Annotated in this window: 18 protein-coding genes; 9 read left to right on the top strand and 9 right to left on the bottom strand. The window is 43.6% G+C overall.

Going from position 1 to position 20,527, the window contains the following annotated elements:
- Nucleotides 1-251: 251 nt before the first annotated feature.
- From rutA to AY605_RS05835, 6 genes are all read left to right on the top strand, one after another.
- Nucleotides 252-1,358 (top strand): pyrimidine utilization protein A, encoded by a 1,107-nt coding sequence (gene rutA / locus AY605_RS05860; RefSeq protein WP_064095519.1) that lies wholly within the window; start codon nt 252-254, stop codon nt 1,356-1,358.
- The gene (gene rutB / locus AY605_RS05855; RefSeq protein WP_064095518.1) at nt 1,355-2,083 is read left to right on the top strand and encodes a pyrimidine utilization protein B; all 729 of its coding nucleotides are present in this window, start codon (nt 1,355-1,357) and stop codon (nt 2,081-2,083) included. The genes rutA and rutB overlap by 4 nt, the downstream gene beginning before the upstream one ends.
- 64 nt (nt 2,084-2,147) lie before the next feature.
- Complete coding sequence (gene rutC / locus AY605_RS05850; RefSeq protein ID WP_064095517.1) at nt 2,148-2,528, top strand: pyrimidine utilization protein C; 381 nt, start codon at nt 2,148-2,150, stop codon at nt 2,526-2,528.
- 170 nt (nt 2,529-2,698) lie between these two features.
- On the top strand, nt 2,699-3,190 hold the full coding sequence (gene rutF, locus AY605_RS05845; protein WP_416202338.1) for an NADH-dependent FMN reductase RutF: 492 nt from the start codon (nt 2,699-2,701) through the stop codon (nt 3,188-3,190).
- 33 nt (nt 3,191-3,223) lie between these two features.
- Complete coding sequence (gene rutG / locus AY605_RS05840; RefSeq protein WP_064095515.1) at nt 3,224-4,579, top strand: pyrimidine utilization transport protein G; 1,356 nt, start codon at nt 3,224-3,226, stop codon at nt 4,577-4,579.
- Nucleotides 4,580-4,595: 16 nt separating this feature from the next.
- Nucleotides 4,596-5,471, top strand: coding sequence for an NAD(P)-dependent oxidoreductase (locus AY605_RS05835; RefSeq protein WP_081406338.1), 876 nt, complete (start codon nt 4,596-4,598; stop codon nt 5,469-5,471).
- A 379-nt stretch (nt 5,472-5,850) separates the two neighbouring features.
- On the opposite strand, the gene AY605_RS05830 is transcribed toward AY605_RS05835, so the two are convergent.
- From AY605_RS05830 to lipA, 3 genes are all read right to left on the bottom strand, one after another.
- Nucleotides 5,851-6,243 carry a carboxymuconolactone decarboxylase family protein gene (locus AY605_RS05830; RefSeq protein WP_064095513.1) on the bottom strand — a complete coding sequence of 131 codons (393 nt, stop codon included), beginning with the start codon at nt 6,241-6,243 and terminating at the stop codon, nt 5,851-5,853.
- Nucleotides 6,244-6,410: 167 nt separating this feature from the next.
- The gene (locus AY605_RS05825) at nt 6,411-8,915 is read right to left on the bottom strand and encodes an acyl-CoA dehydrogenase (RefSeq protein WP_064095512.1); all 2,505 of its coding nucleotides are present in this window, start codon (nt 8,913-8,915) and stop codon (nt 6,411-6,413) included.
- Between the two features lie 355 nt (nt 8,916-9,270).
- Nucleotides 9,271-10,284 (bottom strand): lipoyl synthase, encoded by a 1,014-nt coding sequence (lipA, locus tag AY605_RS05820; protein WP_064095511.1) that lies wholly within the window; start codon nt 10,282-10,284, stop codon nt 9,271-9,273.
- A 213-nt stretch (nt 10,285-10,497) separates the two neighbouring features.
- Here lipA and sthA point away from each other — a divergent pair, with 213 nt between their 5' ends.
- Nucleotides 10,498-11,913 carry a Si-specific NAD(P)(+) transhydrogenase gene (sthA, locus tag AY605_RS05815; protein ID WP_064095510.1) on the top strand — a complete coding sequence of 472 codons (1,416 nt, stop codon included), beginning with the start codon at nt 10,498-10,500 and terminating at the stop codon, nt 11,911-11,913.
- Between the two features lie 97 nt (nt 11,914-12,010).
- Here the strand turns inward: sthA and AY605_RS05810 are convergent, their stop codons facing one another.
- The 5 genes from AY605_RS05810 to AY605_RS05795 all read right to left on the bottom strand — a co-directional run bounded on the left by AY605_RS05810 (nt 12,011) and on the right by AY605_RS05795 (nt 16,355).
- Complete coding sequence (locus AY605_RS05810; protein ID WP_064095509.1) at nt 12,011-12,340, bottom strand: four-helix bundle copper-binding protein; 330 nt, start codon at nt 12,338-12,340, stop codon at nt 12,011-12,013.
- 278 nt (nt 12,341-12,618) lie between these two features.
- Entirely contained in the window at nt 12,619-13,584 is a 966-nt protein-coding gene (locus AY605_RS05805) for a TauD/TfdA dioxygenase family protein (protein WP_064095508.1), read from the bottom strand.
- A 177-nt stretch (nt 13,585-13,761) separates the two neighbouring features.
- Nucleotides 13,762-13,896, bottom strand: a complete 135-nt coding sequence (locus AY605_RS15305) for a hypothetical protein (RefSeq protein WP_263600624.1) — start codon at nt 13,894-13,896, stop codon at nt 13,762-13,764.
- Entirely contained in the window at nt 13,889-15,103 is a 1,215-nt protein-coding gene (locus AY605_RS05800) for an MFS transporter (protein WP_064095507.1), read from the bottom strand. Before AY605_RS05800 ends, AY605_RS15305 begins: the two co-directional genes overlap by 8 nt.
- A gap of 157 nt (nt 15,104-15,260) precedes the next feature.
- Nucleotides 15,261-16,355 (bottom strand): OmpW/AlkL family protein, encoded by a 1,095-nt coding sequence (locus AY605_RS05795; protein ID WP_064095506.1) that lies wholly within the window; start codon nt 16,353-16,355, stop codon nt 15,261-15,263.
- 439 nt (nt 16,356-16,794) lie between these two features.
- Between AY605_RS05795 and AY605_RS05790 the strand changes: the two genes are divergently transcribed.
- Nucleotides 16,795-16,974 carry a hypothetical protein gene (locus AY605_RS05790; RefSeq protein ID WP_064095505.1) on the top strand — a complete coding sequence of 60 codons (180 nt, stop codon included), beginning with the start codon at nt 16,795-16,797 and terminating at the stop codon, nt 16,972-16,974.
- A 300-nt stretch (nt 16,975-17,274) separates the two neighbouring features.
- Here the strand turns inward: AY605_RS05790 and AY605_RS05785 are convergent, their stop codons facing one another.
- Nucleotides 17,275-18,063, bottom strand: coding sequence for a hypothetical protein (locus AY605_RS05785; RefSeq protein WP_064095504.1), 789 nt, complete (start codon nt 18,061-18,063; stop codon nt 17,275-17,277).
- A gap of 364 nt (nt 18,064-18,427) precedes the next feature.
- On the opposite strand from AY605_RS05785, the gene uvrB reads away from it, so the two are divergent.
- The gene (uvrB, locus tag AY605_RS05780; RefSeq protein WP_064095503.1) at nt 18,428-20,449 is read left to right on the top strand and encodes an excinuclease ABC subunit UvrB; all 2,022 of its coding nucleotides are present in this window, start codon (nt 18,428-18,430) and stop codon (nt 20,447-20,449) included.
- The last annotated feature ends 78 nt before the right edge of the window (nt 20,450-20,527 follow it).

Here is a 20,527-nt window from a genome sequence, read left to right as displayed (position 1 = left end):
CTGCGAATTTATACAGGGTCTGCACACGCATGAATTTTTATAAATGCACTTGAATGAAACATAGTGAGCGAAATTGATTCATGGTTAAAAATATTTATTTTACTAAAAATTCAAAAAAATAAATATTAAGTTATTGAAATAAAATAAATAAATATAGTTGGCACACGGTTTGCAATGTTTATATTGTAGATGAGACTCCCGCAGTGGATTCAAGATTTTGAATAAGTGTTAAAAAATAATGAGGTGTGAAAATGAAAATAGGTGTCTTTTGTCCAATTGGAAACAACGGCTGGTTACTCTCTGAAAATGCACCACAATATATGCCGACTTTTGAGTTAAACAAACAAATTGTGCAGCGCGCTGAACACTATGGTTTCGATTTCGCACTTTCCATGATCAAGTTGCGTGGCTTTGGTGGCAAGACTGAATTCTGGGAACATAACCTGGAAACTTTCACCCTGATGGCCGGCCTTGCTGCTGTTACCAGCAAAATTCAAATTTATGCAACAGCTGCAACTCTAGTCATGCCACCTGCAATTGTTGCGCGCATGGCATCTACCATTGACTCGATTTCTAATGGCCGATTTGGGCTAAATGTAGTGACTGGCTGGCAGCCGCCTGAATACACCCAGATGGGCATGTGGCCAGGCAATGAGTATTTTGGCAAACGCTATGAATATCTGTCTGAATATGTACAAATTTTGCGTGAGCTTTGGGCAACAGGTAAATCCGACTTTAAAGGTGAGCATTTCCAGATGGAAGACTGCCGTGTTAGTCCGCGCCCGCAAGCCGATATGAAAATCATCTGTGCAGGTCAGTCTGATGCCGGTCTGGAATTTTCTGCGCAATATGCCGACTACAACTTTGTTTTTGGTAAAGGGCTGAATACTCCAACGGCTTATGCAGAAATTAATGATCGCTTAAAAGAGAAAACCGCCCTTACTGGTCGTGATGTGCAGACGTATGTGCTGTTTATGGTGATTGCAGCCGAAACTGATGAAGAAGCTCAGGCTAAATGGCAGCATTATAACGATGGTGCCGACATGGAAGCGATTAACTGGTTGATGAATCAGGGTGGGAAAGACACGACTTCCGGTACAGATACCAATATCCGTCAAATGGCTTCTAGCGTATCTCCTGTAAATATCAATATGGGAACCTTGGTAGGTTCTTATAAAAATGTGGCACGAATGTTGGATGAAATTGGCGAAATCAAAGGTACAGAAGGTGTGCTGCTGACTTTTGATGATTTCGTTCAGGGTGTGGAAGATTTCGGTCAGAAAATCCAGCCATTAATGAAGTGCCGTGACCATATTGTGATTGAGGGTGAAGCACCCGTTTTGGAGAAAAGCGCATGAGTGAGCACATCGTATCTGCAGGCTTTACTGAAGCATTAGGCACGGGCAAAGTGCTCAAGGCGGAACCTGAATCGATCCATCTGGCACCAGAACAGACTGCCCTGATTGTGATTGATATGCAGAATGCTTATACCTCGCAGGGTGGCTATCTGGATCTGGCGGGTTTTGATGTCTCAAAGACCAAACCCGTGGTCGAAAACATCAAGAAAGCAGTCGATGCAGCGCATGCGGCCGGTATTCAGGTCATCTATTTTAAAAATGGCTGGGATGCAGAATATAAGGAAGCAGGTGGTACGGATTCTCCGAATTTCCATAAATCCAATGCTTTAAAGACCATGCGCAAATGTCCCGAATTACATGGGCAATTACTGGCCAAAGGGGGCTGGGACTTTGAACTGATTGATGAGTTACAGCCACTGCCACAAGATCTGGTCATTGAAAAACCTCGCTATAGCGGTTTCTTTAATACCGCACTGGACAGCATGTTGCGTGTCCGTGGTATCCGTAACCTGGTTTTTGTCGGAATTGCCACCAATGTCTGCGTGGAGTCGACGCTGCGTGATGGTTTCTTTCTGGAATATTTCGGCGTGGCGCTGGCGGATGCCTGCCATCAGGCCGGTCCAGTCGAAGCCCACGAAGCCAGCCTGTACAACATCAAGACCTTCTTTGGCTGGGTGTCGGATACCGCAAATTTTGTCGATAACTTTCAAAAAGAAAGTGAATAACTTAAAGAAACTGAATTAGCTCAAAGCGCTTAAGAAGTTAAATATCAAGATTAAGGAAAACAGTATGCCTAAAGAAGTCATTATTCCAGCAGGAACTTCAAAACCGTTAGCGCCGTTTGTACCGGCAACCAAGGCTGACAATATTGTCTATGTGTCAGGCACGCTGGCTTTTGATGAAAATAATAACGTTGTGCATGTCGGTGATGCGGCAGCCCAGACCCGTCATATTTTGGAAACCATCAAACGTGTCATTGAAGAAGCCGGTGGCAGCATGGATGACGTGACTTTCAATCATGTATTTGTCAAAGACTGGGCAGATTATGCGGCGATTAATGCCGTTTATGCAGAGTATTTCCCGGGAGATAAACCGGCACGCTATTGCGTACAGACTGGCTTGGTAAAACCGGATGCACTGGTCGAAATTGCTTCGATTGCCCATGTATAAGCCGAACCACCTGATTCAATTTCATCTATATCAGCCCTAAGTCTGTCACTGAAAACTGACTTGGGGCGAAGGAGAACAGCATGAATGCCAAATTGTCTAAAATCATTGCAGAAGCAGTTGCAGATAACAGTGCACTAAATAAGGTGGTAAAGACTGAAAACGCAGCTGAAATGTTTACCCAGGTCGATCAGCAGATTTTCCGTCAGGGTATGTCCAATCTGGGGGCTGCGGTGAACGTGATTACGACAGAAGGTGAGGCAGGTTTGGCTGGCTTTACCGCATCCGCCGTGTGTAGTGTGACTGATACGCCGCCGACTTTGCTGGTCTGTCTGAACCGTTCAGCATCAGTTTATGAAACTTTTAAAAATAATCAGGTGTTGTGTGTGAATACCTTAGCATCACATCAGCAGCATTTATCCAATCTGTTTGGTGGAAAAACACCTATGGCAGAGCGTTTCAGTCAGGGGAACTGGAAAACGTTGCTGACCCAGTCACCTGTACTTGAGGATGCCTTGGTCAGTTTTGACTGTGAGGTGGTGCAGCAAGTATCTGTAGGCAGTCATGACGTGCTGTTCTGTGAAGTGAAAGCCATGTGCCAGCGTCAAGGCAATGCGCTGATGTACTTTAACCGTTCTTACTGTGAGCCACACAAAATGTGCTAAATCAATTCAGTCCTAATCAAGGAGGGGAAGCCCATGCAAGAAAAAGAATCGTGGTTTCCAAAATTTAAGCCTTACCAAGGCAATATCGATTCAACACCAGTGCAAACAGACGAATATCTGCCCGCTGGGAAAAGTATTATTCTCGGGTTACAGCATGTGTTTGCGATGTTTGGGGCAACCGTACTAGCGCCACTTTTAATGGGGTTTGATCCCAATCTCACAATTTTTATTACCGGGATTGGCACCATTTTATTTTTCTTGATCACTGGCGGCCGGTTGCCGAGTTATCTGGGGTCGAGTTTTGCATTTATTGGTGCCGTGGTAGCGGTTACCGGCTATTCAGGAGTAGGTGCGAATTCCAATATTGCGCTCGCACTTGGCGGAACCATTGCCTGCGGTATTGTTTATGCCTTGATTGGTTTGCTGGTCATGAAAACTGGCACAGCCTGGATTGAAAAGCTGATGCCACCCGTGGTTACGGGCGTCATCGTGATGATTATCGGTCTGCATCTTGCACCGGTCGCGATCAAAAGTGTATCTGCTAACCAGTTTGATTCCTGGATGGCATTGGTCACCATTCTCTGTATCAGTGTGATTGCCGTGTTTACCCGCGGAATGGTGCGCCGTCTGCTGCTGTTACTCGGCTTATTGTCTTCCTATCTACTTTATTTTCTTTTCACCAATGTGATGGGCTTCGGGCCTGCAATTGATTTCAATAAAGTCAGCGAAGCGGCATGGTTTGGTCTGCCGACTTTCCAGAGTCCAGTCTTTGAAATGAATGCCATGCTGATGATTGCACCGGTGGCCATTATTCTGGTGGCAGAAAATTTGGGACACTTTAAGGCAGTATCTGCAATGACCGGTAAAAATCTGTCGCCGTATATGGGACGCGGTTTCTTTGCAGATGGTGTTTGTACTTCCTTATCCGCTTCTGTGGGAGGTACGGGAATGACCACCTATGCTGAAAATATCGGTGTTATGGCAGTGACCAAAGTGTATACAACCACTGTGTTTGTCTTTGCCGGGATATTCGCTATCTTGCTCGGGCTTTCACCGAAATTTGGTGCGGTGATCAGTACGATTCCTGTGGCCTTGCTTGGCGGTGCCTCGATTGTAGTATTCGGTCTGATTACGGTTGCAGGTGCTAAAATCTGGATAGATAACCGTATTGACTTTACCAAGAACAGCACAATGATCATTGGCGCAGTGTGTCTGATTATGGGTACAGGTAATTATAGCTTGCAGATTGGTAGCTTTGATTTAGGTGGGATTGGCACTGCGACTCTGGCTGCGATTTTACTCAATCTGTTCCTGAATCGTGGGGAAGATAAAGAATCGCCTGTATCTGCATCAACCGCAACGGACATTGAAGTAAAACCGGTTGCTTAAATATAAGGAGTATCTTTTGAGTCATACAATTGCATTTTTAGGACTTGGCGCAATGGGCTGGCATATGGCTTCCCATTTGCCAAAACTCGGACACCCGGTTTGGGTCTGGAACCGGTCTGAACAGAAAGCTGTAGAGCATGCCACACTTTTCGCCACTCAGGCTGTCAGTATTGAGCAGGCGGTTCAAGCCGACTTTATCTTTTCCTGCTTACCCACCAGTCAGGATGTCGAAAATCTAATCGCTGCACATCCACCCAAGCCAGGTGCAATCTGGATTGACTGTACTAGCGGTGTACCAGAATCGGCCCAAAAACTGGCACAACGATTGGAGCAGCAGGGAAGTTATTATCTGGATGCTCCAGTATCCGGTCAGACCATTGGCGCTGAAAAAGGTACTTTAACCGTGATGGTGGGAGGAAGTGAATCTGCTTTTGCGCAAGCCAAACTGGTCATTGCTGCTTTTGCTGGGTTGATTGAATATGTGGGAGAAAGTGGTTCCGGTTTTGCAGTGAAAGCTATTAACAATACTTTGATGGCTACGCATTTATGGGCACTGGCTGAAGGCTTAATTGTACTGAAAGGGCAGGGAGTTGATTTAAGCAGTGCCTTGAACTGTATTAATCATTCCAGTGGTAAAAGTAGCATGTCGGAAAATATCATGGCGCAGCGTGTACTGAGCCGTGAGTTTCATAAAACCTTTGCGCTGGATTTATTGCAGAAAGATATTGGTATTGCTTTGGAACTGGTGCAGCAACAGCAACTGGATTTATCAATTATGTCATTGGTGCAAGAACAGTTTCAGCAGATTGCCAGACCTCAGGCCAGCCAGCTGGATTTTTCCGCTGCGGTACAAGGATTGGAACAACGTACGCAAATTGAATTAAGGGGTTAAAGTCTTTCTTATAAATTACTATTCATAGAGAACCTATTAATTTTGAATTAAATCCATAACAACAGATTTACTATCAAAAATATGAAAAGCCGGGAATTTAACAACTCTCGGCTTTCTTATTGATCATTACTTTAAATAGCCTAAGCAGTTTTGAACTTAACTCATATTTGAGCAATTTAAATAAATAGATTTCTTTTATAAATCAGAAAAAGATTGTCCATTAATATTTAATATTCCTTCTCCCTTAGGGGTGAGGAGCATGCTCTGCAAGAGGATGAGAGATTTTTTATAAAGAACCTCTCCTCATAGGAGAGGGAATTTCCTTAATAATTTTTAATCATTAAGAATTATTTATGAAAGAGCTCTAATACACTGATATTTATTTCTCTGGATTCGCTTCATATTCCTGAATCACCTCAAGGGCCGCACGAAATGCTTCCTGAGTCGCCGGTGCACCGCAGTAAGGCAGACTATGCAGCAGCACTTCCTGAATTTCCTCAACCGTTGCGCCATTATTCAGCGCACCTCGCACATGGCCTTTCAGTTCAGTGGGACTTTTTTGCGCGGTTAGGAAGGCAATGGTAATTAAAGAACGATATTTACGTGGTAAAACACCTTCACGTTGCCAGGTCGAACCCCAGGCATGTTCATTAATCCAGTCCTGTAGAGGCTGGGTAAAAGGCACGGTATTTTCCTGAGCACGCTGCACAAAACTTTCCCCCATTACTTCGGTACGGACTTTCAAGCCATTTTCATAATCTTGTTGTGACATGCTTTATCCTCAATTTTATTATTGCTTTAGCTTAACGCTTTTAAGCTAAAATACTATCGTGCCATAGTCGTAAAAAAGTGGCAGAAAAGCCACTTGTAAAGCTTCCAGAGTAAAGCAATAAAATGACTTCACTCTGGAATTTATGACACCTTAAATCTAAGTTTTATTTAAGGTGATACTGAGTGTGAAGGATCAGTTTGCACTGAAGTATCCGTTCCTTTGGCATCTTCCTTGATGAGATACGGATTCTCAAGCTCTAATACCTCATTCAAGTGCAAATCGAATACATCGGTCAACATGCTGTCATAACGGCGCGCATTATAGTGCAGCAGTTTTTCTGCTTCCTGATCATTAATAAAGCCTTGTTGATGTGCATCGGCTACATGCTCAGCAAAACTAAGTCCTTTAAATTGTCCTTTATTTTCAGCTTTTTTAAAGCGATCCCAGAGCTTTTCAATCTCCAGTAGCAGATTGAAAGTTGATTCCATACGGCCAGTGACATCATTTTCATTGATATTATAGTAGACATGTTTTTTGAGTGACTGCCGGAATGCATTGTCTTCCATCATACTGTTCGCTACTTGTTGTTTCAGCTGGTCTGATGGTTTCTGTACCGGACGGCCAAATGGGAAACATAACAGTTTTACCATACCTGCTGCTGCACCTGATGGAAAGTTGGCAAACAGATCAAAAAAAGCTTCTTGTGCTGTATACAGAGACTTTTCTACCGCAAGCTGTGCATGTAAACGCTCATCTTCAGTCTTTTTACTATGCTCAAAAAACTTGAGAATTGCTGATGCAATAAACAGGTGAGCATGAATGTCGGCCAGACGACCCGAAAGCATTTCCTTACGTTTGATATCACCCGCGAGTAATCCTAGACACATATCTGCGGTCAGGGCAAAGTTGGCACTCAGCCGGTTAATCACTTTGTAATAAGGACGGGTAAAGTCAACCGCACTTTGCGGTGCTGCACTGGAGCCACCTGTAAAGGCATAGGCAAAAGAGCGGGCAGTCCGGTTAAAGGTGTATCCCAAATGTTTAAAAAGCAGATCATCGAAAGGGTTTAAAGCGGCAGCTCGATCTTCAGCCTGCAAAAGCTGTAATTCTTCATAAAGATAAGGATGGCAACGCATTGAACCCTGACCGAAAATCATCAGGGAACGACTGAGAATATTGGCACCTTCAACGGTAATGGAGACTGGAATTGCCTGATAGTAAGGTGCCAGAAAATTACGCGGACCCATCTGAATGGCGCGGCCACCGACCACATCCATACCGTGATTGACCACTTTACGCATGCCTTCTGTCGCATAGTATTTGGCAATCGCCGTCATTACGGCAGGTTTACCGCCCTGATTCAGACCACAGGTGACCAGATAGCGGAAGGCTTCCAACATATAGGTATCACTGGCGATTTCACTATTAGCTTCCTGTACCCCTTCAAATTTACCGACTGAAATTTTGAATTGCTGACGGATACGAGAGAAAGCACCCACATTTAAATAAGTCATTTCTGCCGTAGACGTAGACAGCGCTGGTAGGGAAATGCCACGACCGACCGCCAGACATTCCATCAGCATGCGCCATCCTTTACCGGCATTTTTGACGCCACCAATAATCCAGTCCAGTGGAATAAAGACATCTTTACCTTCAACCGTACCATTCATGAAGGGTGGTCCCGGATTATGCCGTGGTCCCACTATTACGCCTTCATGACTGGCAGGGAGCAGGGCACAGGTAATGCCGTATTCAGTCTGTTCACCCAGGAGATGATCAGGGTCATACATTTTAAAGGCCAGGCCTACGACTGTTGCAATTGGGGCTAACGTAATCCAGCGTTTGGAAAAATTCATTCTCAAGCCCAGAACTTCCTGGCCTTCAAACTGACCATAGCAGACTACACCGGTATCAGGAATCGCACCGGCATCCGAACCGGCCTCCGGGCTGGTCAGACCAAAACAGGGAATTTCTTCACCGCGCGCCAGACCTGGCAAATAACGGTTTTTCTGTTCTTCAGTACCGTAATGCAACAATAACTCACCCGGACCAAGAGAGTTTGGCACCATGCAACTCACGGCTGTGGTGAGCGAGCGGGAGGAAATCTTGCTCATCACCCGGCTTTGGGCAAAGGAGCTGAAGGCGCGACCACCGTATTCTTTGGGAATAATCAGACCCAGAAAACCATGGTCTTTGATGTATTGCCAGATGTGCTCAGGCAGCGCTTTTTGCTCATGAATTTCCCATTCATCCAGCATGCTGCACAAGATTTCAACTTCATTGTCCAGAAATGCCTGTTCTTCTAGCGACAGCTTTGGATAAGGATAGTTGTTAAAGGTTTCCCAATTCGGTGCACCCATGAACAGCTCTTTTTCCCACCAACTGGTTCCGGAATCCAGTGCTTCGCGTTCTGTCGGACTAATGCTCGGCATAGCATTGGCCAGTGCTTTATAGGCCGGTTTGGAAATAAACGACATGCGCAAAGGTTCGATCATTACTACAAGGCTAATCAGGATGAGTGGGATACCGAGAATAAGTGACCACGGGCTAATAAAGGCACACACTACTGACATAATAATTAGCGTGATTGCACCCGCACTACGCGAGAGCTGAAAATAGAACACAGCCCATAAACTGAGTAATAGCAGTAGTACAGCAAATATAAATAGCATTGTTATATTTCTCCAGATTTATACCAGGCTGGCTTTGCCAAGATCCCTCATGGATATTTGATTATTACAATTCATTCATTTTTGTCACTTGAGGTTTAGATAGCTTCAGCAGTGCAGGTGTGAAAATGATCTTTTCAAGTATTACAACGAATAAGTTAAGTTGTTTATCTGTTTTTGAGATTGTTTGAAAAATGCTCATTCTTCAAGTGAGAACGCGCAAAGAAATGTGAAGATAAGTAATGACTTAATCTTTGTCTAATATAGAAAAATCAGCTTAACGCTGAGTAAAATTTTAATTATAGATATTAAAAAGCCCTCTACTTGAGAGGGCTTTTATTTCATCTATTTAAACCGATTAAGCTTCAATTGTCTGAACTGCAATTTTCTTGGCAGGGTCAACCTTGCGACGCACTGCTGGTACAGGTTCGCCATAGTATTGACGATCGGCAAAATAGCTTGAACGAACCATTGGCGCTGCCCAGATATTGCGGAAGCCCAGTTTTTGACCATGTTCAGTATAACGTTCGAATTCTTCAGGTGTCACGAAGCGGTCAATCGCTGCATGTTCCTTGGAAGGCTGCAAATACTGACCAATGGTTACATAGTCCACGCCATGCGTATGCAGATCATCAAGCAGGGCAAGCACTTCTTCTTCGGTTTCACCAATTCCTACCATTAATCCACATTTGGTTGGAATGTCTGGGCAGTATTCCTTAAACATTTTCAGCAGGTTTAAAGAGTGCTGATAGTCAGAACCTGGACGCATGGCTTTATACAGACGTGGCACTGTTTCGATATTATGGTTAAACACATCAGGCGGACACTCAGTCATGATGCGTAGCGCGATATCCATACGGCCACGGAAGTCTGGCACTAGAATTTCCAGCAGGGTATTCGGGCTTAAGGCACGTGCTTCTTTAATACAATCTACAAAATGCTGAGCACCGCCATCCAGCAGATCATCACGGTCTACTGAAGTAATTACTGCATATTTCAAACCCAGATTGGCAATGGTTTCAGCCATATGACGCGGTTCATCTGCATCGAGTGCATTTGGACGGCCATGAGCCACATCACAGAACGGACAGCGACGGGTACAGATGTCCCCCATAATCATAAAGGTAGCAGTACCGCCACCAAAACATTCAGGCAGGTTTGGACACGCGGCTTCTTCGCACACCGTGTGTAATTTTTGCTGACGTAATGTGGTTTTAATGCGTTGAACTTCTTCCGGTGCCGCCATTTTGACGCGAATCCAGTCCGGTTTGCGTGGCGTTTCAACCGTAGGAACAACTTTTACAGGAATGCGGGCAACTTTTTCCGCACCGCGAAGTTTGACGCCCTGTTCAGGTTTACGGTTTTCAGACATATTCAACTTTTCCACTGTTTTTGAAGGGGGAGATACTCAAAGATAGCCGAGTTATTATAACGGACTTAGCTACAAATGGGGCAAAAAGGACTATTCATTTAATAAATGTTCTTATCAAGTAATATATGTGAGTTAAATACACCAAATCAACAGGATTTACGTCATAATAAGCAGGTAGATTAAAGTAAATTTTTTAATTTTGAGGAGCGTTGAATGCCACGTAAAAAAGAGGTCGTTAGTGGGACTTTCGTTAAATATGATGCGGTAGTTCTAGGTTCGGGCCCTGCGGGCGAAGGCGCGGCAATGAAACTTGCCAAATCAGGTAAGCGTGTTGCAATCGTTGATATGCGTGAACAGCTAGGTGGTAACTGTACCCACGTTGGTACGATTCCAAGTAAAGCATTGCGTCAGACGGTATCGAGCATCATTCGTTATCAACGTGATCCAATGTTTCAAAAAGTAGGTGAATGGAAACAGTTCACCATGAAGCAGGTGCTTCGTAATGCACATAAAGTGATTCAACAGCAGGTTGAAACACACTCGCGTTTTTACGACCGTAATAAAATTGATATTTTCCATGGCCGTGCCTACATTCAGGATGAAAATACCATTTTTGTATTTACCCCGGATGGCATCAAGGAAACGATTCAGTTTAAACAGTTAGTGATCGCGACCGGTTCTCGTCCTTACCGTCCTGAAATTCTCGATTTTAATCACCCGCGTGTATTTGATTCAGACAAAATTCTGGATCTGGATTATACAATCCAAAAAATCATTATTTATGGTGCAGGTGTCATTGGTTGCGAATATGCATCGATCTTTATTGGTCTGGGGCATAAAGTTGACCTGATCAATACACAGCCGAAACTGCTCAGTTACCTAGATGATGAAATTTCTGATGCATTGTCTTATCACTTGCGTGAACAGGGTGTTTTGATCCGTCATAACGAACAGATTGATTATCTTGAAACGTCTGATGAATATGTGGTTCTGCATACTCAGAGTGGCAAGAAAATTAAAGCAGATGCAATTTTGTGGTGTAACGGCCGCTCAGGCAATACCGATGGCTTGGGTCTGGAAAATGTCGGCCTGAAACCGAACAGTCGTGGTCAATTGACTGTAAATGATCAATATCAGACTGACGTTGAAAATATCTATGCTGCTGGTGATGTGATTGGCTGGCCATCTCTGGCTTCTGCTGCCTATGACCAAGGTCGTTGCGCGGGTGCAAACATGAGTGGCGAGAAAGACGTTGCTCCGGTCACTGATATTCCAACCGGGATTTATACCATTCCTGAAATTTCTTCGATTGGTAAGAATGAACAGCAACTGACTGAAGAGAAAATTCCATATGAAGTCGGTCAGGCATCGTTCCGTCACCTGGCACGTGCACAGATTACCGGTGATACTGTGGGTGAATTGAAGATTCTGTTCCATCGTGAAACGCTGGAAGTTTTGGGTGTTCATTGTTTCGGTAACAATGCATCTGAGATTATCCACATTGGTCAGGCAGTCATGAACAGCCCGAACAATACCATCAAGTACTTTGTAGAAACTACCTTTAACTATCCGACTATGGCGGAAGCTTATCGTGTGGCAACGCTGAATGGTATGAACCGTTTATTCTAATTTGACTCATTCAAGTTAGCCAAAAACCCGCAAGATCAATCTTGCGGGTTTTTCTTTTTTAATCTTTATAGCTACTTTTGACCAGTCACCGTGAGGGCTAGGCAGCCATTTTTCGACATTCTTCAGCACAACGGCGGCATGCTTCGGCACATTGCTGACAATGTTCATGTTGGTGCTGACCACATTCTTCTGCGCAGTAGTCACATGCTTTTGCACAAAGTTCACATATCTCATGCATGAAAGGAGACTGCTTTTGTTCCATACGGGCACACAGCTGACAAATATCTGCACAATCCAGACAGCGCTGGATACATTCCCGCATCATCTCTAGCTCTTTTTCTTTAAGACAGGCGCTGGCACAGTTGGCACATGCGAGAGAACAGCTCATACAGGTCTGAACACAATCTGAAAATTGAAGCTGATTCATTGTTGTTTCCTCTTTCCAGGGGTTTATTGCTGATTTTCTAATACGCTAAGCAGAAAAAGGAAAATACACCAGACAGATTAAGTGAGAAAAAGTAAACCGCTACTTTGTTTTGTTAAAGATCGACTGGATCAAAGCTAATATTCAAAGTTAATTTTTTGCTTGAAAATAAAAAACCATTGAGGTGGTCAAAGTCTCAATGGTGGAAGATCGACATGATGAATTGTAATTATTGAAGGTTTAAGCTAGTTCTACCTTTCTCGTTATTCTCGTTTTTATTATTAAAATGGACGGCTACCTGCCAGACTGATACGTTTCAATAAACGGCGCTGATCAGCCGGGAAAGGACGACGGGAGTGCAGAGTCACCTGATTGTCCCAGAACACGATATCGCCCACTTCCCAATGATGTTCATAAGCGAACTCAGGTTTTGAAATATGCTCACGCAATGTTGCAATCAGTTCGCTGCCAGCCTGATCATCATAATTGACCAGTTCAACTTCGGTATGCGTATTCAGCCAAAGTGCTTTACGACCGGATTCGGGATGAGTGCGCACCAGTGGATGTGGATAGGCATGACTTAATATGGGCTGATCTTTAAAGCGATACAGCGGGCTATTGCCATAACCTTGATCCTCAACCTGATCTCTAGTTTTTTGACGGCGCACGAATGGGTTGTAAGTAATCAGTTGTAGCTGATCAATTTGTGCTTTGGTTTCTTTATCGAGTGCATCATAGGCTTTAATGGTATTGATCCAGCTGGTCTGACCGCCGTCCTGAGGCAGTTCAATTGCATACAGAAGGGAACCAAAAGAAGGTAGGGGTGTCCATTGATGATCGGCATGTGGAGTCAGTTCACCATGCCCGGTGTAATCTCCCTGACCAACAGCATTGGACACCGGAACGACATCGGGTGGAACACCGCTATCTGACTGCGCAGCCAGTACCGGTGTATCTGCACCTGGGCGGAAAATGGAACCGAAATAAGTTGAAAACGCCAAGTATTGTAAATCATCCAGACTTTGCTGCTTAAAGATCAAAATCAGGTGCTCGGCCAGCGCCTGTTTTAATTTCAGAATGGTTTCAGATGACTGTGCTTTACGGGCATCCAGACCATAGACCACTGCACCTAAGGCCTGATCTGTTTGCGGAACAATCTTGATTTCAGTCGGATGTTGAAATTGATCTTGCTGATGCCAGCGTGGAGCATCATGAATGGCTTGTGAAAGTTGGGTTAAGCTGGTCATTATCGAGTCTCAGAATTTTTTAATAATCAGAATCTAAGAAAATTCCGGACTGAAATAAAATCAAAAGAAGTGATAAGTTTATGAAGAAGCTTATATTTTTATTATTTTGCTGATTTTACAGCATTTAACTTATTCTGCGATGGATTGCGTGTTTTTTGCTGAGGATATTCCAGCAGATTAGTGGGCACAGAAAGCCTGATTAAAATATTCAAACAGCTCTGGGGTTTGAAACCACAGCCCAATCGACAAAGCCATTAAAAGCAGAAGGACTACAGTAATCGAAATTTTGAGTTTCAGTAGAGAATCAGTCATGGACGATTTGCTCCTCATTGACCCAGAAATGTACCATTACCCCAAAAATGCTGAGGACAATTGACAGCATCCACACCGCATCATAATTGCCACTCAAATCATGGTTGACTCCACCCAGCCAGCCACCGAAAAATGAGCCAACTTGATGGGTGAAAAATACAATACCGCTGAGCATGGTCAGATATTTTACCCCAAACATATTCGCGACAATGCCATTGGTCAGCGGAACGGTCGATAACCAGAGTAATCCCATGATGACACCAAAGGCATAAACTGTCCATGTACTCAGAGGCAGCATGAGAAAGGCAATAATCGCGATCCCGCGCAAACCATAAAGACCCATCAGCAGATGCGGCTTGGAATATTTCCCACCCAACCAGCCGGCAGTATAGGTGCCTACCACATTAAACAAACCGACCAGCGCCAGAAAAATTGTACCTGTTGTGGCATTAAAACCATGATCAATCAGATAGCCAGGCAGGTGGATGCCAATAAATACCACCTGGAAACCACAGACAAAAAAGCCCAGAGCCAGAAACCAGAACGGTTTATGATTTTTCACTACGACCAGAATTTGTTTAAAACTCAATGAGACTATATTTGGGGTAGAGGCTGCGTTGGGATTAACATACATCGGTGCTTTTAGCATCCAGGCCAATGGCACAATCAGTGCAATCAGAATGGCACTGACCACCAATGCTGCTGACCAGCCGACATTCTGTAAGAGTAAAAGGGTTGAAGGCAGCATGATAAACTGGCCAAAAGATCCGGCTGCACTGGCAATTCCCATGGCCAGACTACGCTTTTCTGGCGGTGCTGCACGCCCGACTGCAGACAATAACACCGGAAATGACGTAGCTGACAGGGCGAGACCCAGAATTAACCCTACACTCAGATTGAGCAGTAGCCCGGTCGAGCTGACTGCCATCAGGAGCAGGCCAATTGCATATAAAGCTCCACCTACAGCAACAACAATCTTGCTACCATATTTATCGGCAAATGCCCCGGTAATCGGCTGAACTGCACCCCAGATCAGGTTTTGCATGGCAATGGCCAGGCTAAAAACATGATGACCCCAGCCAAATTCTTCACTCATCGGCACCAGATACAGGCCGAATGCATGGCGTACGCCCAGCGACAATGCCAAAATAATGGCGGAGCCAATCAGCATAAAAACCAGAGCTTTGGAAAATTGACTTTCTGCCATATTGTTATACATGCCTATAAAAGTTGATAGGTATAGTATTCGATTCAAGCAAGAGAGGCGATTAAATAAAAATTGATCAAAAGATAAATTTTTTTTATTAATATCATTCGCAAAAAAAACGGCCGTAGCCGTTTTCTTTAAAAAGTAAAAAATTAACTTAGAAGCGCATTCCAAATCCGGCATAGGCCAGAATCGGATTAATTTCAATATCGGCTTTGGAACGAATCAATTCACCTAAATTCGCATCTGTGACCGTAATTGTGGTGTCATTTTTTAAATGGGCATAAGTAACCGAAGCGACAGCAAACCAGGTGTCATTAAAGTCATAGCTAAAGCCGACCGTGGCCACAGGCGCGAAAGTATCGGATGCCTTAAGATCAACTTTCGGATTGGCGGTGCTTGGTGTTCCGTCCAAGGAAGCACCGGCTTTTCCTTCCTTGATATTGGCAATCATATGTCCTGCAGCAATCAGGTCCTGTTCGGTACGTGAGTTAATTTCCAGTTCATTGAAATAGGCATACATCACACCTAAACCAACATAAGGGCGGAATTTATTGACCCCGGTTTTACCAAAGTGATACTGGAATTCGAATGCGGGTGTCCAGGCACGAGCAGAGGCGGTAGGACCATAAGCTTCCAGGTCGGTAATCAAAATATCATTTTTTAATGAAATACCAGGTAAATCAATTCCACCTGGAATTTGCGGAATCAAATCAATACTTGGAGTCGCAAGTGCAGAAAATGGTGCATAGATTTTACCACTACCTTGTAGATCCACTTTGGGTGGAATGCCGGCTTTCATTTCAAAAGAAATATTATCGGTAAAATAATAGTTGGTTAAAATGCCTAGGGTGGTGACATCATCCGCTACCAGACCTGTACCGGGATTATCCCAGCGTTCCAGTCCATAAATTTCAGCTTGCCCACTTAAGGCTGCAGGTAATGTTTCTGCATTGAATGCATCCAGAAAATTGACAAAAAACGAGGACAGATTGGGGTCCATTTCCGGATCGAGATTATTTTTGACTGAAGCAATTGATATGTCACCTACTTTTGATGTTTCACTTTCTTTGACAGCAGTATTCACCTTAAATGGTTGAGCTTTACCCTGCGGCATTACATGCAATGCACCAACGGATACAGAAAAGCGTTTAAAGCCATCTCCATCCTGCAAGCTAAAATAAGGGGAATCTGCATGAGCGACCATAGGTAAAGTCACCAGCCCTGCCATACACGCCAGCATTTTTTTCATTGATTTGGAACTCCATGTCCAGTGTATTTATTCGTTTTTCTAGTTCATTAATTATGTGAATTAAATTTAAAAATTCAGTTATAGAACAATAGGCTAAAAGTTAATCAATAGTTAATCTTGGTAACGGCTGTATGCTTTATGTGTATCGTAGTTGCTTTTTAAAAGAAAAGTGCTTTGAAAAATGAGGAGTTTGCTGCTTAATTTTAATGTAAATATAAAGAAAGTTTAGCTTGGAATTAACTCAACTATCGAACAGACTCATTTTTGATTATCTACATGATAATTTAAGTAAATTTTAGGCTGAGCTGGTTTATGCAAATGCTGTCTGAACACATTTATTATTTTAAAAAATACGTCGAGATGAATTTATCCAAGATCCTGCTACCCAGTGGGTTGAGTTTTTTTGTACAATAGTTATATATATTATTGAGTGAATCATATGAGCACCCAAACGACTCCCAAAAAAAAGCCCCTGGTCAATTTACCTTTCCCTATTAAACAAGCAGAGCAAAATGCTGCCGAAGAAGTTCTGGAAGATTTAAGACCAAGACCGCAGCGCTATGCTGACCGTACCTGGATGCCGCCACGTGGTACTCGCCGTTCAATGGGCAAACGCTAATTGATCAGACTCAAAAAGCTATGATACATCATGGCTTTTTTTGTGGAAGTTTTTAGCGAGAGTGGTGATCAATATTTCATTTTTGCAGCTTCCTGAGCATGAAAAAGTAAAAAACCGAATGATCCAAATCTATTTTCAATTTTATTTTTAATAAAGCAAACGAAATATTTAAGCTTTCTAAATACCAAACAAAACAAAATCCAGACCTGATCTATTTCATATTCAATATTTGAGTAGCTAAAAAAAAGCCAATTCAGAAATTGGCTTTGTTAAAGATTACGTAGGGGTATTGTAGCGGCATTAACGAATACTTTTACGTGCTTTATTTTCCGGTTTGGGTGGAGCAATTTCTCGCTCACCTTGCCAGACATCAATAAAATCTTTCTCGTTAATATTATAAAGTTCCAGTAGCGCTAAAATCACGCCTCCAAACAACATGGCACCTTCTGTCTGGCTTTGAAAATCGACCAGCTTGGTATTCAGGTTATGCAGGATATCTTCAATTTCAAAAACACGTTCCCGTCCATTGCTGTCGGTCGGGTAGATCTGAGTATTTAAAATAATCCTTGCCAGACTTTTCTCATTTTCAGTCAAAGGCAGTTCTTCAATCAGCTCATCACTAGCCGGAGTTAAAATGACCGAATCACGGAAAATGGTATGCAAGAAATTTGCGGTTAATTTGGGCAAAGGTTTTTCGACAAAAGGACGGAAAGATTGCGGGAAAATGACATTGCGCGAGATGCCTTTGAACATCGGTGCAATTTCCTCGACCTTATAACCTGCGATCCCGCAGCCTATGGAAGTAATAAAATATTTATTTTTAGGATGGTTTTTGGTGTAAATCTTAAAGTCATCAATGTAGTGCTGGATTTGTGAGAGCGGCATTTGTTGCAAATGCTCGTTCATGGTGGGAATGGCATAGCTTTGACCCGCCCAGCCACGACCGACGCCCATGACTGCGCCAAAATGCTCAAGTGCCGTTCTAGCTGCTCCACCACCATGCTGGCCAGCCAGGTTGCTGCCAAACACAAAAACGGTATTTTCTGGAAGGGATTTAACAATACTTTCATCGTGATAGTGGTAAGTCATAATTGTCTATTCTAGGCCATCCTGATCTTCATGTTGCCCGTGAAATGAATAGGGGTCAAGGCATTATTCTGCAGCGCTATCCAAACAGATAAGTCAATATTCCACCCATGCGCCAAAATATGAGGCCGAGTACGCCCAAATAAAGCTGCTGGCTGAAAATGATTGGTTTGTTCTGTATTTATTCGCTTTGTAACTGTATATTTTTTGATGATTTTTCAAACCAGATGGCGATTAAAGTGCTAACAAATAATGAATAGTAATATTGTTTTATTTTACCAAACAGAAACCTAAGCAGGGATTGAGTAATTCCAATTTACCCTCATAATAAATCAAATCTATATCCGCAGCGAAGTCAGCGAAAGCTATGAGTGATAAAAAGCCCTTTGAATTAGTGACCAGTTATCAACCAGCAGGCGATCAGCCACAGGCCATTGAAAAACTTGTCAAAGGCATTGAACAGGGTTTTCATGATCAGCTTTTACTGGGGGTTACCGGGTCTGGTAAAACCTATACCATGGCCAATGTCATTGCACAGACCCAGCGTCCGACCATTGTCATGGCGCATAACAAAACTTTGGCTGCGCAGCTCTACGGCGAATTTAAAGCGTTCTTCCCCAATAACGCCGTTGAGTATTTTGTCAGTTATTATGATTATTATCAGCCTGAAGCCTATGTGCCATCTTCAGATACTTTTATTGAGAAAGATGCCGCAATTAATGACCATATTGACCAGATGCGCCTTTCCGCAACTCGCTCATTATTAGAACGTCGTGATGCGATTATTGTCGCATCGGTATCTGCGATTTATGGTTTGGGTGATCCGAATGCCTATATGAGCATGTTGCTGCATGTGGTGGAAGGTGACCGCATTGGCCGTGATGATATTATTCGCCGTTTGGTCGAAATGCAGTATTCGCGCAACGAACTGGAATTCCTGCGCGGTACTTATCGTATTCGTGGCGAAATTATTGATATTTTTCCGGCAGAATCGGATCAGGATGCGATCCGGATTGAACTGTTTGATGATGAAGTTGACTCTATTCGCTGGTTTGATCCGCTGACAGGGAAAATGGTTCGTAAAGTACCTCGCGTAACCATTTATCCTAAAAGCCATTATGTTACGCCGAAAGACAATTTGTCCCGTGCCATCGAAACCATTCGGGAAGAACTTAAAGAGCGCCTGGTGTTCTTCCGGGAAAATGACAAACTCCTGGAAGCCCAGCGCATCGAGCAGCGCACACGCTATGATCTGGAAATGATGCAGCAACTGGGTTATACCAACGGCATTGAAAACTATTCACGGCATTTATCTGGCCGTCCTGCAGGTGAAGCACCACCGACCTTGTTCGATTATATTCCTGATGATGCCTTGCTGATTATTGATGAATCGCATGTGACGGTGCCGCAGATTGGCGCCATGTATAAGGGCGACCGTTCGCGTAAGGAAAATCTGGTGAATTACGGATTCCGTTTACCGAGTGCGCTGGATAACCGGCCGATGAAGTTTGAGGAGTGGGAACGTATTGTGCCGACGACTGTTTATGTTAGCGCAACGCCCGCACGTTACGAGCTGGAAAAATCCCAGCAGATTGTCGAACAGGTAGTACGTCCGACCGGTCTGATCGATCCGGAAATTGAAATTCGTCCAGTTTTGACACAGGTCGATGATGTGCTTTCAGAAATTAATTTGCGTAAAGATATTAATGAGCGGGTGCTGGTCACAACCTTGACCAAGCGCATGGCCGAAGACTTAACCTCTTATTTGAAAGAATATGGGATTAAGGTCGCCTATTTACACTCGGATATCGATACTGTTGAACGGGTAAAAATCATTCATGAGCTGCGTACTGGGGTTCATGACGTGCTGGTCGGGATTAACCTGCTGCGTGAAGGCCTTGATATGCCGGAAGTATCGTTAGTGGCTATTCTGGATGCAGATAAAGAAGGATTTTTGCGTTCTGAGCGCTCTCTCATTCAGACCATTGGCCGCGCTGCGCGTAACTTGAAAGGTAAGGCGATTCTGTATGCTGATCGTATTACTGATTCGATGCAGAAAGCCATTGATGAAACGGACCGTCGTCGTGCCAAGCAGATTCAGTTTAATGAAGAGCATGGTATTACGCCACGTAGTGCAGTGCGTCAGGTGATCAAGGAAATTGATACGGGTGAAATATTGGATGATGAATCCATTGAATTACACGTATCAGATCAGGCACGGGCGATCAGTGCCGATGAGCGACATATCATGGCAGATCCGAAACTGTTTGCGAAACATATTAACAAACTGGAAAAAGAGATGCTGAAAGCTTCCAAAGAGCTGCAATTTGAGCAGGCCGCACGTATGCGTGATGAAATTTTACGCTTGAAAGCCCAGATGTTTGATTGAGTGGTTTAGTATTTAATTATATTTAAATGATGTAAAATCAATCACAAAGCAAACACAATGTAACAAATTAAGGGCTGT

Source organism: Acinetobacter sp. SFD, from assembly GCF_001647575.1.
Lineage (GTDB): Bacteria > Pseudomonadota > Gammaproteobacteria > Pseudomonadales > Moraxellaceae > Acinetobacter > Acinetobacter pecorum.
This window is presented reverse-complemented; position numbering and strand designations above follow the sequence as displayed.

What these genes read in the sequence shown, in the direction of transcription:
- uvrB (WP_064095503.1), top strand. Translation starts at nt 18,428, where the DNA reads ATGAGTGATAAAAAGCCCTTTGAATTAGTGACCAGTTATCAACCAGCA.
- lipA (WP_064095511.1), bottom strand. Translation starts at nt 10,284, where the DNA reads ATGTCTGAAAACCGTAAACCTGAACAGGGCGTCAAACTTCGCGGTGCG.
- AY605_RS15305 (WP_263600624.1), bottom strand. Translation starts at nt 13,896, where the DNA reads ATGACTGATTCTCTACTGAAACTCAAAATTTCGATTACTGTAGTCCTT.
- rutA (WP_064095519.1), top strand. Translation starts at nt 252, where the DNA reads ATGAAAATAGGTGTCTTTTGTCCAATTGGAAACAACGGCTGGTTACTC.
- rutB (WP_064095518.1), top strand. Translation starts at nt 1,355, where the DNA reads ATGAGTGAGCACATCGTATCTGCAGGCTTTACTGAAGCATTAGGCACG.
- rutF (WP_416202338.1), top strand. Translation starts at nt 2,699, where the DNA reads ATGTTTACCCAGGTCGATCAGCAGATTTTCCGTCAGGGTATGTCCAAT.
- rutG (WP_064095515.1), top strand. Translation starts at nt 3,224, where the DNA reads ATGCAAGAAAAAGAATCGTGGTTTCCAAAATTTAAGCCTTACCAAGGC.
- sthA (WP_064095510.1), top strand. Translation starts at nt 10,498, where the DNA reads ATGCCACGTAAAAAAGAGGTCGTTAGTGGGACTTTCGTTAAATATGAT.
- rutC (WP_064095517.1), top strand. Translation starts at nt 2,148, where the DNA reads ATGCCTAAAGAAGTCATTATTCCAGCAGGAACTTCAAAACCGTTAGCG.
- AY605_RS05830 (WP_064095513.1), bottom strand. Translation starts at nt 6,243, where the DNA reads ATGTCACAACAAGATTATGAAAATGGCTTGAAAGTCCGTACCGAAGTA.
- AY605_RS05795 (WP_064095506.1), bottom strand. Translation starts at nt 16,355, where the DNA reads ATGAAAAAAATGCTGGCGTGTATGGCAGGGCTGGTGACTTTACCTATG.
- AY605_RS05790 (WP_064095505.1), top strand. Translation starts at nt 16,795, where the DNA reads ATGAGCACCCAAACGACTCCCAAAAAAAAGCCCCTGGTCAATTTACCT.
- AY605_RS05800 (WP_064095507.1), bottom strand. Translation starts at nt 15,103, where the DNA reads ATGGCAGAAAGTCAATTTTCCAAAGCTCTGGTTTTTATGCTGATTGGC.
- AY605_RS05825 (WP_064095512.1), bottom strand. Translation starts at nt 8,915, where the DNA reads ATGCTATTTATATTTGCTGTACTACTGCTATTACTCAGTTTATGGGCT.
- AY605_RS05785 (WP_064095504.1), bottom strand. Translation starts at nt 18,063, where the DNA reads ATGACTTACCACTATCACGATGAAAGTATTGTTAAATCCCTTCCAGAA.
- AY605_RS05810 (WP_064095509.1), bottom strand. Translation starts at nt 12,340, where the DNA reads ATGAATCAGCTTCAATTTTCAGATTGTGTTCAGACCTGTATGAGCTGT.
- AY605_RS05805 (WP_064095508.1), bottom strand. Translation starts at nt 13,584, where the DNA reads ATGACCAGCTTAACCCAACTTTCACAAGCCATTCATGATGCTCCACGC.